This window comes from Comamonas sp. C11, assembly GCF_024496285.1.
Classification (GTDB): Bacteria; Pseudomonadota; Gammaproteobacteria; order Burkholderiales; family Burkholderiaceae_C; genus Comamonas; species Comamonas testosteroni_F.
Genome location: NZ_CP101743.1, coordinates 4,288,330 through 4,300,213 on the forward strand (window position 1 = coordinate 4,288,330; position 11,884 = coordinate 4,300,213).

An 11,884-nucleotide genomic window follows, 5' to 3' on the forward strand; every position below is an offset into this window, starting at 1 on the left:
CTATACCTTCTGTCCGTTAGCGGCCACCAACTTTGGAGGCGCGGCCGGCGCAAACCGGCTGGCGATCTTTTTCGCCGCAGCGTTCTTCTCTTCCTTCTTGCCTGCCTCGCCCTTTTTGGGGTGGCAGTAAGGTGCCGCCAACGTGGCGGCCTGCATCCGACGGCCGCGCTCCTCAGTGTGATCCCGCATCACCTCAAGCAGGTAATCCAGCGGCATGAGGTCGCTCAGATCCGGCGGCGGCTCTGGCTCAGCAGGCGGCTGCTTGCCGAATGGCCACTTCGGATCGTCCTTGTAGCCATTTGCATCTACCTGGGGAGGCGCAGCTTGTAGCGCCGCCTTCTTGCTTGGCTTTACCTCTTCGGGCTGTTTTTTTGGGCGGCCAGCCCCGGGCCGCGCGCCACCTCTTGGCATAAGCGGCTCCTTTGAATTCTTTGATTTCTTTGAATTCCACCCCCGGATTTATTCATACAGGGGAAAATTTTCTGCGCGTGCGGAACAGGGCGGTCTAGAGGCCGAGCGCCCCCAGGCTTTGACCTCCCCCCTCCCCCTTCGATGCCATCAGGCCGCGTCAGGAGGCGACTGGCGCCGCGATCTCAGCCCCAAGGGTTCTCGCCCGTCATCTCAACGAACGCATCCTTGAGAGCGCTTACCTTCGCAGGCAGCGAAGACCTAAGTGCTTGTACGTGCGTCGCGTCTGGCATGGGCATGTCGAGCGCAGCACTGAGAGAGTCGAGCTCGTCAATCAGGACGCCGAGCTTTTCCTGGGCTCCGTTCATGACTTGCCTTCCACCATCAACGCAACGGGCGGCATGGTGCTGCCGGCCACCCACAACATGACAGGCTGACCCGCCCTGATCGCCTCAATCTCTGCAGGCGTAGGCTTCCAGAACGAAACCACTGCCGGCACGCCATCCCAGTCGGTGCTGGTGATGGGCAGAGCATTGCAAGGCAATGTCTTCTGATCCCAGCCTGCCGGCGCGCCAAGCACGGCATTGTTTGATGGGTGCTGCATACGTTCCATGGGTCACATCCTTTGCTCGGCGCGCTGCTTGTCACGGGAATGATGAGTACTGCACAGCGACTGCCAGTTGCTCCGGCGCCAGAACAGCGACTGATCGCCTCGATGCGGGGTAATGTGGTCGACCACCGTCGCGGCCTCCACACGACCATCCGCCTCGCACATCACGCAGAGTGGATGCTCACGCAGGAACTGTGCCCGGGCCTTCTGCCACTTGTAGCCATAGCCGCGCTGGGCGGCGGTCTGTTCGCTGGTGCGCCAGCTGCCCGCCTGCATGGTCTGCACTCGCCTGGTGTCCAACATCGGCACCGCTGACTTCAACGTTTGGAGCTTGGGCATACTGTTAGATCAACTACGGGAGGATCCATGGCTGTTATCAAGAAGGAAACCGCGCGCATTGAAGTGCGCGATGCCCACGGCAGTAAGCTGCAAGTCATTGAATACCAAGACTTCCATTCGACCACTTACCTAGACGGCAAGAGTGATGTCCGCCCAGGATTGAAGTACTACGAGAACATGAACCGCGAGAAGTTAAACGTTCAGTCTGAAACCCAGTTCCAAGTTGTCAGTACTGGCGAAATCCTCACCCGGATCTAAATAGGTGCCGCCACCGAGTGATCCGCCCCTGAAGCAATGCGCGTGATCGTCGGGCGTGCTCGGTGGCAGCGAAAACGAAAAAGCCACCCGAAGGTGGCTGCATGGAAGCAATCAAACTAGGCCTGTATGGCTACGTACCCCGCTCTTGGCACCGTCAATCCGATATGTGAATCGCCTTCACTGTTCAGGATGTTCCTGGCACCCTCGATAACTTCCAACTCTCTGCCTTGAAATTGCTCACTGAGAGGAAATTCCGTCTGCGCCCCAGGCCGCAGCGCTTGAGCAGCATCCGCCAAACTTCTTGCCTCGTTAGCTCTGTCGGTATTAATAATCATGCCCCGCTTTCAACATAAAGCGGCCAGCATACCTAACGAAACAAAAAAGCCCCAGCGGCTAGGCTAAGGCTTCAGAATTTTTGGACGCAGCTATCCCGGTCCGCTTCGTATTCTGCCAAAAAATTGTGGGGCGTCAAGCATCAGAGAACGCCTTTTGCGATGAGGCCGCGCGTGAGCATATTGCGCGCCTCCAGCAGCAGCACCTTCAACTCATCACGCTGAGCGGGGAGACGCGGACTGCTCCAGACCTGGGCGCGGCAAGAGAGGTTGCGAGCCATGAAAGAGATGGCTGTGCGATAGGGCTGCGGGATTGCGTCGATCACAGCATCCACAGTCTCCAAGTCTGCGACCTCCCACACGCCACCGCCTCCCGGGCCGATGCTGCAGGATGCCGAGCGACTCCCATAGCCAGACCCCACGCGAGTGTTTGAGCACCACTGGTGCCACTCTTGCAGAATCTCATTCACCACGCCGCCGGCTTGATCGACGTCGATCTGCTGTGTTGCTGTGCTGCTCAATGCTCTCTCCTGATTGTTGTGATCGTCTGCCAGAGGTCGGGCCTCAACCCACCTCGGCAATGAGGCCGGCCACAGGCCAGCTTTCAGAACCTGCTCGCGCGTGAAGCGCCCAGCCTCCAGGCCGTACTCACGGTGAGCCTCGCGCCCGCCGGCTTCCAGCAGCCGGTAGTTGTCATAGGCCACATGGCAGCCTTCATTGCCAGGACGGCTGCAGCAGAGCGGGAACCCCGTGCGGTCATCCGTCTTCAGTCCCAGGCCCTTGCCGTAATTGAGGTGCGCGTGCTGGCTGTACCCCTCAATGCCACACCACACGCATGGCAGCTGCGCGACCAGGCGGCGATAGGGCTCGCTCTCGATGGCCTTCTCCTTACGCATTGCAATGCCCGTGGCGCCGGCGCCGGGGACCATCACCACATTGGCAGGCACCATCTCAGCGGTTGCTCGGGCGCTCTCCAGCTGGCGCTGGGCGCGATCCTGCAGCCGCTGCTCACGACTGCAAGCCTGGCCAGACTCGTAGTGATGGCCTTCATCCTGCTCATCACGGAGCCCAGCGCCAGCCCATGAGCCGCGAGACCTGAAGCCCTTGCCGGGCTTGAGTGGAGTTCGACGCATCAGCATGTGGAACCGCCTTCCGGCTTTTCGCCGTACTGCAGCTCCAGCGCCAGCTGCGCGTAGTGGATCACCTTGCGCAAATCCTCGGCCCCGTTCTTGGCCTTGTGCCGGGTCGCGTACTTGATGATGTTGCCCTGGAAGAAGTCCAGGCCATTGGCGTGAATGAACTCAATGGGCTGGATCTTGCAGTCCTTGTAATGGCTGCCACCGGCCTGAGTGTCGAGTGCGCTTGTCACCACCATGCGCGCCCCCTGTCCTCTACCGCCACCAGACTGCCGTAGTCGTCGACCACGCAGACCATGCTGCTACCCACCTGCATCAGGTTGCAGCTGCGGTTTTCCATCCAGTGCTCAATGAGGTAGCGGCCATCGCTCAGGCGCTTGTAGGTCGGCCACACCAGCCGCGTGATGCGCGATGCGCTGGGCGGCTTACGCTGGCCAGCCAGGGGAACGACCTTGCCAAAGAATGCGGGGTGCAATGCCTGGGTCATTTTTTGACCACCTTTACTTCCAGGCCCAGCAGAGCCTTCATCAGGTGGCGCTTGAGCTTGAACTCAGGAGTCTCCACGCCCTTCACATCCTCAATCACCTCGATGCCCTGCTCCAGGTACACGAAGTCAGCGATGTAGCGGATTGCAGGCCGGGCGCGCGAAGCGCCAGCAAACTTGACCGATGGGACCATCTCGAACACCACCTGCCGGCGCAGATCGCTGATGTGACCGCCGCGCTGCAGCATCTGCAGGTGTGACCAGCGGTGGAGCTCGGCCAAGCTGTCGAACTTGGTGCCATCCCCTGCAGTGATCTTCCTATTGCCGTACTTGGAGCCCTGGGTCCTGGGAACCAGCTTCAGCGCGTGTCCTGTCAACTTCATTTTCTTGTTCACTCTGTCGCCCTCCCGCGATAGCTTTCCCACTGGAACGGCATAACGTCGCCGCCATCCTCACGCAGGCGGTCCATCACACGCTCCCCCAGGAACGCGGCAACATCGTCTATGGAAAGGTTTGACAAGAACAGCGACGGCTTACGCTTCTCGTAGCGCTCGTTGAGCACGTCAAACAGCAGGTTCTTTTCAAAATCGCTGCCAAACTGCACTCCAACCTCATCCAAGATCAAGAGGTCTGGGAACACCATCGCAGCAATGGCTTCGCCTTCGGTCTCTCCGCTACGCTTGGCCCAGGTGTCCTTAATGCGACGGACAGCGCGGGCGACCGTGCTAAACAGCACTGAAGCACCATGCGTGTGCATGACCTGCATGCCGATACCGACGGCTAAGTGCGTCTTACCTGTGCCGACGTTGCCAACGAAGATCGCGCCACGGCCCTTGCTCTGCACCACGGAGAAGTTGTCTGCGTAGTCCCTGGCGAAGCGCAACGCTGCCTGCTGCTCCGGGGTCTCCGCTATGTAGTTGCGCAAGCGGCAGCTCTGGAAGCGCTCAGGGATGGCGGCCGAGCCAAGGCGCTTCTCCCACGCTTCGCGGGCACGACGCTTTTGCTCGTCCTGGGCCTGAGCCTCCTCTTTCGCCTTCGCTTCTTCGGCACACAGGTTGCATTTGGTCCAAATGTCACCCAGATGGCAACGGCTCAGAAACAGGCCATGCGTCGGGCAGGTGCTCTCGCGCGTCAGGGGCGGGCGATGAATGCGGGATGCAAGCAAGTTCATCAGATCTTCCTCGCTTGGCCGTAGTTCACGCCGCCGAAGTTGTCACGCACCGGGGTTTTGGAGGTCTTGGGACGACCAGTCAAATCAGCAGGCTTGAGCCAATCGGCCTGCAGACCCTGACTGCCGCGCAGACACCAAATCTGCAGAAAGTTCTCCAGGTCCAGCGATGCCTTCTCAGCCTCGGCAATAGCCAGCGTCAGGACGGTCATGCTCACCGGCGCATTTTTTGCTTTACGCAGTGCCAGCCAATCAGCCCAAGTCTGCTCGGTGACGCCATCAGGTCGGGGTAGTGCTGGCGCAGCCATGCGCGGCGCCCTTTCTTTCTTTAAAGGTTCTTTTACAGGTTCAGTTACTGGTTTATGTGAACCTGCTTCACCACCCTGGTGAACGTCGTTCACTACGTTTGGAACGTGGTTCACTACCCCTGGTGAACCTGTTTCACCACCCTGGTGAACGTGCTTCACTACCAAAAATGGATCATTCGGCAGTGCTGGTGCCTTCTCGGGAACACCAAAACTCAGGTTCAGGACATAGTGATTCGACAGCTTCAAGGCACCCTTTGCGCGGTTCATCGCACGGATGTAGCCGGACTCCTCCAGCTTCTTGACCTGATCCATGACAGAGCGACGAGTGAGCCCGCAGTCTTCTGCCAAGCGCTCGTGACTGGGGTCGCATCGTCCCGTATCGCTGTTGTGACGCTCTGCCAGCATGATGAGCACCAACTTTTGGGTGCTGGGCAGTTGCTGACGAACGGCCCATGCAAGTGCAGACCAGCTCATGCAGTCACCTCGCTGCTCATCTTCTCGCGCACCTGGTGCTGGCACCACAGGCCTGCAATCCACTCCACGCCCTTGGCGGTGAACTTGTAGTGAACGAAGGCGTGCGAGGTCTCGCCATGCTCAGCCGTGCCCGTCTTGGCTTCAAAGCGGCCGTTGTGCATGTGCTCGGCGCGCGGGGTGAGCGGCCCCTGTGGCGTGGTGCGGTACATCAGTCCGCGCTTGAGCAGGAAGTCAGTGAATGCGTTCAGCTTGGCGCCGAGGAGCTTGCATACCTCACGAACACCCATGCTGCCAGTACTTGGCTGCACGTAGCGGTCGACAAACTCAACCTTGGGGGCAGCCAGCGCCAGCTGTGCCTCAGCTTCGATGCGGGCCTGCTCCGAAGCCATGGCCAGCTTGAGAATGTCCAGGCGCGTCAGCTGTGCTGGCGCAGGCTGCTGGGCCTCCAGCTCCTGCCAGCGCTTGACCACCTTCATGCGAGCCACTGGGTCATAGCCCAGCAGCAGCGTCAGGCTGGTGTCCTTGTCCAGCTCATACTGGGGATAGCTCTGCTCGTTCTCGCCCACGTAAGTGCTTGAAAAACAAACAGAACGCAATTCTGCGTTTTGCTGCAGCGCGTCCATCATGCTGCGGATGTCGCGCATCACGTCGGCATGGCGCTTGCCCGTCAGTTCCGCAATGTCGCGGCTGCTCATGGTGACGGGCTTCAACGCGGGGGTGCTAACGTTGATGTCAATCATGGTGCCCCCTTGGGTTGTCCGCAGCGTGCTCGGCGTCCAGTGACTGTTGAACAGCCAACAAGGCTGCGACCGCCTCGGCGATTTCACGCTGCACAAGTCGCTTGTCGTTGTCGCTGACGTTGTTGTCCGCCTTTGCAGCGGTGATGGCCATCAGCACATCAGCGCTTTCACGAACCGCGATTGCTGCGGATTTGGAAAGGCACTTCTCAGCGCCTGGCCGCGGTTCGGGCAGCGCCAGCATGCCGGCGTTGAATGAGAAAACCGTCCCCAAGGCGTGCGCTTCAGCGCTACCTGCCTCACGGCACATAGATGCAATCTCTTCAGCGTCAGCAAGGCCCATCTTGTGGCTTGGGGACACGCCGCTCAGCTCCTTGCGCAGAACTTCGTCGGATTTGTTCAAGCGGGCAGCAAGAGCAGCGCGACCGCCTGGGTAGTTGGCGACCATGCGTCGCAGTGCATCAAGAGCATTCATGTCGTCCGGACTCCGAGAAAAAGGACGTTGCGGGCTGAGCCGCTGGGAAAGACACTGGCTGCATGGAAATAAATGCACGCCAAGAAATGAGGAAAGCGCCTGTCATCGGGCCTGGGCTGGCTTGGTGTGCGCAAAGGGTGCGGCAGCCAACGCAGCCGCCTCTCTATCCCTGGCGCGACCACGCTTCACAGTGGTGAACAGTCGAGATGCGCGCCACTCGCGCCGCGCTTTCATGCGCTTGACGGATTCAGGGATGGGGCCGCCGAAGCGATACCGATCAGTCATGGGCGGCCTCCTCGGCGGTCGATTGCTGCGCCAGTTCGGGCCAAATCAGGTGCCAGTCGTCGGGGCGGAGATCTCGGCGGGTTACGGCGCAATGTGTCTTCGCCTCAATCACAGAGCAGTGCGCAATGGGCGTCTTTCGCCCTTGTTGCTTCCATTGCCAGACGGCAGCCTTCGTCACGCCAAGCCAGTCGGCTAAAGCTTTTTCAGATCCGGCAATTTCTGCCGCCTTTTCAATTGGATGCTTCATACCTGAAAGACTAGCATTTCTAGTCTCTGATGGCAAGTATTACTAGCCCACGCAGTATAGAAAATCTTTACGATTCTGAAAAATGGAAATCAAAGACTGGATCAAGGCAGCTCGCCAACACGCGGGACTAACCCAGGAGAAGCTGGGCGAAGCTGTTGGGCGAACAAAGGCCAATGTTGGTCACTGGGAAACAGGCAAGCACGAGCCAAAGCTGGAGCAGATCGAGGCGATATCTAAGGCGACCGGCTATCCTCCTCCCGAATGGAGCGTTGCCATTCAATCCAATGTAGAGTCCGCGCCGGAACTAAAGAAGTCCAGGCGCGTGCCGGTGACGGGCAGCGTGCGCGGCGGGGATGATGGCTACCTCGTCCAGGACAACACGCCAGACGGGTGGGTGGAATACTGGACTGGAGATCCTCGGGCCTACGCCCTACGCATCAAGGGCGACTCTATGCACCCGCGCTACCGCGCCGGAGAGTTTGTGGTGGTCACGCCCAGCATCGAAGCCCAGTCCGGCCGTGACGTGGTCGTGAAGCTGCACAACGGAAAGTGCCTACTGAAGGAGCTGGGCTGGACACGCAATGACGAAGTGCAACTGCGCAGCATCAACAATGGCTATGAGCCAATGACGGTCCCACTGGAAGAAATTGAGTGCATCTGCCGTGTGGCTGGGTCAGTTGGCTCAGACTCTATGGTGTTTTGAAAAGCCCGACCCAAGACGGGAGCGGATCTAGGCTTCTGTATAAGATTTTCCAAAAATAAAACGAGGGATGTATGGGGTGGAGATTTCGGAAAAGCTTTAGTCCAATTCCTGGTGTACGACTGACCATTTCGCCAAGCGGTATCACTACCTCAGTCGGATCGGGCCCATTTCGCATTACCCATGGCTCCAAAGGCACAGCAGCAACTTTCAACGGATTTGGCACAGGGCTTTCGTATCGACAACAGCTGAGCCCATCTCAGTCGCCAGGCTCTAGTTCTAATTTTTTATCGGAGCCTGCAAACCATCAAATACAGCCGCCGGCGGTTTACGAACGTTCTGCGCAAATGTCCAGCATCGAAAGTGCTGGCTCTAGCGTTCTAACAACACCTGGCTTGGCGGATTTTCAGCGCGTCTTGCAGCATGCTCAAACCGAAAGTCGAAAGATCAAGCAAGAACTAAATTCAGCAAAATCAGCTGAAATGTTGCTCCGCCGGCAATCCTCCAGTTGGAGCAATGGCTGGCTGAAGAGGCGCATCTTCAAGAAGAAATTTGCAGAAATCCTTGCTGAGCATGCCCAAGCAAAAGACCTCACAAGTGAGCTTGCCGAACAGGAGGCTCTAACTCGGGTGCAAACTGAAATTGATCTTCCCGATGCGGTAAAACATACCTTCTCTCGCATGTGCGACGATTTCACCGCAATGGCGAAATCGCAAAAAATATGGGATACAACCAGCGAGCGAGCGGCTAATAAGATTATGGAGCGGACCTCAGCCTCGCGGATTGTCACCAGAGAAGTGGTGGAATTTAAGCTCAGCTCGTGCGAACTAATTGACTCAACATGGCGTGTGCCGCACCTTGCGAATGCTAACGGCGGAGACCTGTTCTTATATCCTGGCTTTGTGCTGTACTTCGTCTCTGCAGATGCCTTTGCATTGCTTGAATTAAAAGACCTAAAGGTGAATTTTTCCGCAACTTCATTTCAGGAAGAAGAGGTTATTCCCAGAGACTCTAAACAAATCTCTAGAACTTGGGCCAAGGTAAATAAGGATGGATCACCAGACCGAAGGTTCAACAATAACTACGAAATTCCTGTGATGGAGTATTTCAAGCTCACCCTGATCTCTAAGAGCGGGTTGAATGAGGAATACATGATCAGTAATGCTGATGCAGCACGGCGCTTTGCGAGTGCCTGGCAGCAGTTCATTGCATCCGTCTCCTGAGTCGCACCCAGCACTCGCAAGACAGCTACCCCACCTTAAGCCCGTCTCGTGCGGGCTTTTTTACGCGCAGAAATCCTCAAGGCTAGAAAAACAAGACCAAAAGGCTAGTTTTTCTTGACAAAGAAAGACTAGCTTTTCTATACTTCATCCCATCGTGGCAACGAACGCGACACACCCAAGGCCCAGCGATCCGGGGCCGAAGCCGACAGGAAGCAAAGGCGGGGTTAGCTCCAAGGAGCGCAGCAGGTTGCAGGCGATGGGTGCCAAGCGATCGAGCCGCGTGCCACGGGTCTTTAAAAAGCCAAAGAGGAAATGGCCGGCCGCAGTGATCAACAGCGTCTGGCGCGGGTTAAACCCGTCCCCAAGCCGAGCGAGTCGGTACACGGGGCAAGCAGTCCGGGCATGTGGGTTCACTCCTGCATGTTCACGCCGAGAGGGGACTGCACGCGGAAAGAAGTGCAACGCGTGAGACCAGAGCACTGCTGAATTGATGCCAGCGAAAGCATCCCAACCAGGCAGCCGCGCGCTGCGAAGGAGAACGCATGCGAGACAAATAGGCCAGATGATCCGGCCCAGCAACTGCGAAAGCAGCGTTAAAGCCGCACGAAAGCCGGCACGGGATCAAAGTTGGCCGATGGTTTGAGGAGTCGCCCGCCCTCTTACACCAGATGACGCCGCCACACGTACATGACTGCGCAAGCAGCGCCAGCCCCTGAGCGAGATCAGGGCGCAAACCAAAGCCCTGCTAGCAAGGCTTTGGTTTGAGTTGACCTACAGACCTAACTCGCTCAAAAATACTGTATAAATAAACAGTTATCCAAGGAATGCCATGAACTGTCGTCTTGGTGATCTGGCCATCGTGGTCAACGATCTTGAATACCCCAACAACAACGGCTGTCTGCTGGAAATTCTCAGCCGCGCCACACCGGGAGCCCATTCGATCCCAGCCGACTGGGTAGGGCGCCCTCTCTCCACCTTCAAGTTTGGCGACCTAACTTGCCCTCCCGACCCGCGAAACACTGTCGTCTACAGGGATTGCGAGCTGCGCCCACTGCGAAACAGTGACGGCGCCGACGAAACGCTTGCATGGGCTGAGCTTCCTAAGAAGGTGGACAACCTGATTCCTACCAAAAAGCAGGACGAGGTGGTGACAGCCACCCTGCAGACCTCTTTCCTGGGCGCCACAGTGCAATGCGCCGAGCAATTCGTCAGCGGAGCCTGGAGCCTGACTGTGCGCAGTGGAGACATGGGCTTTGACGTTCGAGTGGATGCCCATATCGCGCCGCCTGGTGGCTTCCACCCTGGCGACCGCATCCGCCTGGAATACAAAAAAGGCGACAACCCATTTTTCGGGCCCTTCATCAAGGCGCACTTGCTGAATGCATAGGCGCCTCTCATTACCAACGGACTTCAAAGCCATGAAAACAGTCAACACCACCCAGCAGCCTCCCAACCCAAACAGCCCCAACGGATGCTGGGCGCGGCACGGCTTCCGAGTGGAGCGCACAGAGCGCGCCATGGGTTCCCCGAAGCGAGACATTTACGCCCCTGACGGCACGCTGGTGCTGGAGGATTCCGACTACGACGAAGAGATGGCCTATTGCCGCGAGCATGGGCTCCTGCAGCCTGCAACGGCCTGATGGAGATTGAGATGTGAGTGATTTGCCAGCATGTGGCCTGCATGCGCCCTCCCTCGCAGGGCTACAGCGGGGCCATCAAGAAAGAGCGCGGCACTGAAAAACTAAACCGGGCGTGGAGTTTGGCAATCCGAGATGCCGCCACCGACAGACCGCAAGCCGGGTGATCCGCTCTTTTTCTTGATGGTGCCGGGGGTCGGCTCCCCGGCTCTTACAAACCAGGCCTGCAAGGCCCGGCTGGAATACTGCAAGAGGGTAATTGCACCGGTCTTAGGTGCCCATCATGAACACCCCGGGAAAGTAGCGGGGGCTATCTGGCGTGACTGCTCGAGCAGGTACGGCAGCACAGGAATGGGCCTGGGCTGGCGGCAGTCACGAACTCGGCGCTTTGCGTCGTGGCGACAGTGGTCACGCCAGATGGCGCAGCAACCTTTTATTAACCCAAGTGCGCATTTCTTCTGCCTGACCCTCATCGGACAGAAGGAAGCTGCGCCATCTAACTTTTCAGCCGGGTCTGGGGCTTCTCCTCCGCCGTCCCTCTCTGAACCATTCCCCAGGCAGACCCGAAAGGTCACCGGCTCTTTATTCAAGCCCGCAGCAACCGCTCGCGGGCTTTTTCTTTGCCCTCAGGAGATTCCATGCATTCGACTCCATCCCCTGCCCACACCACAAAGCTGCTGCTCGCGGCGCAATGGGCGCTCACCGGCTTCGGCCTCTTCTGCCTGGTCGGAGCGGCCGTGGTGATCGCACTCACGCCAGAAGCCTGGCCCCTCTGAGCGTTCAGCTTGGATAGCTGGACACGATTTTTGAACAGGAGATCCTCATGCTGAAGACGATTGTTGACTCCGTGCTGGTCATCGTCGGCGCCCTGCTTCTCGCAGCCTGGCTGTCCGCGCCCGATGCCCAAGCCGACGAACCCCAAAGCATCACACAGAGCCTGCGCGACGAGTTCGCCTGTCCGGGCATGCATGCCGAGTGGCTGGACGACAAGACTGTGCAATGCCTGAAAGAGCTGCCGTGACTGCAGCGCCCACCTCCACCCAATCCGCCACCGCACCGGTGG

The 11,884-nt window shown here is 58.4% G+C and carries 21 protein-coding genes and 1 pseudogene; 8 read left to right on the top strand and 14 right to left on the bottom strand.

Features of this window, described 5'->3' with window-relative positions; genetic code table 11:
* From NOX35_RS19615 to NOX35_RS19630, 4 genes are all read right to left on the bottom strand, one after another.
* Positions 1 to 411, bottom strand: coding sequence for a terminase small subunit (locus tag NOX35_RS19615; RefSeq protein WP_256494450.1), 411 nt, complete (start codon positions 409 to 411; stop codon positions 1 to 3).
* Between the two features lie 182 nt (positions 412 to 593).
* Entirely contained in the window at positions 594 to 776 is a 183-nt protein-coding gene (locus tag NOX35_RS19620; RefSeq protein WP_256494451.1) for a hypothetical protein, read from the bottom strand.
* Complete coding sequence (locus NOX35_RS19625; protein ID WP_256494452.1) at positions 773 to 1,021, bottom strand: hypothetical protein; 249 nt, start codon at positions 1,019 to 1,021, stop codon at positions 773 to 775. The genes NOX35_RS19620 and NOX35_RS19625 overlap by 4 nt, the downstream gene beginning before the upstream one ends.
* Before the next feature lie 3 nt (positions 1,022 to 1,024).
* Complete coding sequence (locus tag NOX35_RS19630; RefSeq protein ID WP_256496949.1) at positions 1,025 to 1,321, bottom strand: HNH endonuclease signature motif containing protein; 297 nt, start codon at positions 1,319 to 1,321, stop codon at positions 1,025 to 1,027.
* A 63-nt stretch (positions 1,322 to 1,384) separates the two neighbouring features.
* Between NOX35_RS19630 and NOX35_RS19635 the strand changes: the two genes are divergently transcribed.
* Positions 1,385 to 1,615 (top strand): hypothetical protein, encoded by a 231-nt coding sequence (locus NOX35_RS19635; RefSeq protein WP_256494454.1) that lies wholly within the window; start codon positions 1,385 to 1,387, stop codon positions 1,613 to 1,615.
* Positions 1,616 to 2,090: 475 nt separating this feature from the next.
* On the opposite strand, the gene NOX35_RS19640 is transcribed toward NOX35_RS19635, so the two are convergent.
* From NOX35_RS19640 to NOX35_RS19685, 10 genes are all read right to left on the bottom strand, one after another.
* Positions 2,091 to 3,086: a hypothetical protein gene (locus NOX35_RS19640; RefSeq protein ID WP_256494456.1), complete on the bottom strand. Its 996-nt coding sequence runs from the start codon at positions 3,084 to 3,086 to the stop codon at positions 2,091 to 2,093.
* Positions 3,080 to 3,322, bottom strand: a complete 243-nt coding sequence (locus NOX35_RS19645) for a DUF3310 domain-containing protein (RefSeq protein ID WP_256494462.1) — start codon at positions 3,320 to 3,322, stop codon at positions 3,080 to 3,082. Before NOX35_RS19645 ends, NOX35_RS19640 begins: the two co-directional genes overlap by 7 nt.
* Positions 3,313 to 3,570: a hypothetical protein gene (locus NOX35_RS19650; RefSeq protein WP_256494463.1), complete on the bottom strand. Its 258-nt coding sequence runs from the start codon at positions 3,568 to 3,570 to the stop codon at positions 3,313 to 3,315. The genes NOX35_RS19645 and NOX35_RS19650 overlap by 10 nt, the downstream gene beginning before the upstream one ends.
* Positions 3,567 to 3,950, bottom strand: coding sequence for a DUF1064 domain-containing protein (locus NOX35_RS19655; RefSeq protein ID WP_256494464.1), 384 nt, complete (start codon positions 3,948 to 3,950; stop codon positions 3,567 to 3,569). Before NOX35_RS19655 ends, NOX35_RS19650 begins: the two co-directional genes overlap by 4 nt.
* 8 nt (positions 3,951 to 3,958) lie before the next feature.
* A complete protein-coding gene (locus NOX35_RS19660) occupies positions 3,959 to 4,738 on the bottom strand; it encodes an ATP-binding protein (RefSeq protein WP_256494465.1) in 780 nt (259 codons plus the stop codon).
* Positions 4,738 to 5,517 carry a helix-turn-helix domain-containing protein gene (locus tag NOX35_RS19665; RefSeq protein WP_256494466.1) on the bottom strand — a complete coding sequence of 260 codons (780 nt, stop codon included), beginning with the start codon at positions 5,515 to 5,517 and terminating at the stop codon, positions 4,738 to 4,740. Before NOX35_RS19665 ends, NOX35_RS19660 begins: the two co-directional genes overlap by 1 nt.
* Positions 5,514 to 6,257, bottom strand: a complete 744-nt coding sequence (locus tag NOX35_RS19670) for a phage regulatory protein/antirepressor Ant (RefSeq protein ID WP_256494468.1) — start codon at positions 6,255 to 6,257, stop codon at positions 5,514 to 5,516. Before NOX35_RS19670 ends, NOX35_RS19665 begins: the two co-directional genes overlap by 4 nt.
* A complete protein-coding gene (locus NOX35_RS19675; RefSeq protein ID WP_256494470.1) occupies positions 6,250 to 6,729 on the bottom strand; it encodes a phage regulatory CII family protein in 480 nt (159 codons plus the stop codon). The genes NOX35_RS19670 and NOX35_RS19675 overlap by 8 nt, the downstream gene beginning before the upstream one ends.
* Before the next feature lie 102 nt (positions 6,730 to 6,831).
* Positions 6,832 to 7,014 (bottom strand): hypothetical protein, encoded by a 183-nt coding sequence (locus tag NOX35_RS19680; RefSeq protein WP_256494472.1) that lies wholly within the window; start codon positions 7,012 to 7,014, stop codon positions 6,832 to 6,834.
* Positions 7,007 to 7,261, bottom strand: a complete 255-nt coding sequence (locus NOX35_RS19685; protein WP_256494474.1) for a YdaS family helix-turn-helix protein — start codon at positions 7,259 to 7,261, stop codon at positions 7,007 to 7,009. The genes NOX35_RS19680 and NOX35_RS19685 overlap by 8 nt, the downstream gene beginning before the upstream one ends.
* Before the next feature lie 82 nt (positions 7,262 to 7,343).
* Between NOX35_RS19685 and NOX35_RS19690 the strand changes: the two genes are divergently transcribed.
* The 7 genes and pseudogenes from NOX35_RS19690 (at position 7,344) to NOX35_RS19715 (ending at position 11,842) form a co-directional block, all read left to right on the top strand.
* The gene (locus NOX35_RS19690; protein ID WP_256494476.1) at positions 7,344 to 7,964 is read left to right on the top strand and encodes a LexA family transcriptional regulator; all 621 of its coding nucleotides are present in this window, start codon (positions 7,344 to 7,346) and stop codon (positions 7,962 to 7,964) included.
* A 71-nt stretch (positions 7,965 to 8,035) separates the two neighbouring features.
* A pseudogene (locus NOX35_RS28830) lies at positions 8,036 to 8,191 on the top strand (DUF4236 domain-containing protein); the annotation flags it as partial.
* Between the two features lie 117 nt (positions 8,192 to 8,308).
* Entirely contained in the window at positions 8,309 to 9,184 is an 876-nt protein-coding gene (locus NOX35_RS19695; protein ID WP_256494477.1) for a hypothetical protein, read from the top strand.
* A gap of 829 nt (positions 9,185 to 10,013) precedes the next feature.
* Positions 10,014 to 10,571 (top strand): hypothetical protein, encoded by a 558-nt coding sequence (locus NOX35_RS19700; RefSeq protein ID WP_256494478.1) that lies wholly within the window; start codon positions 10,014 to 10,016, stop codon positions 10,569 to 10,571.
* Positions 10,572 to 10,602: 31 nt separating this feature from the next.
* Entirely contained in the window at positions 10,603 to 10,824 is a 222-nt protein-coding gene (locus tag NOX35_RS19705; protein WP_256494479.1) for a hypothetical protein, read from the top strand.
* Positions 10,825 to 11,459: 635 nt separating this feature from the next.
* Entirely contained in the window at positions 11,460 to 11,597 is a 138-nt protein-coding gene (locus NOX35_RS19710) for a hypothetical protein (RefSeq protein ID WP_202788964.1), read from the top strand.
* 47 nt (positions 11,598 to 11,644) lie between these two features.
* A complete protein-coding gene (locus tag NOX35_RS19715; RefSeq protein WP_256494480.1) occupies positions 11,645 to 11,842 on the top strand; it encodes a hypothetical protein in 198 nt (65 codons plus the stop codon).
* Positions 11,843 to 11,884 lie beyond the last annotated feature (42 nt).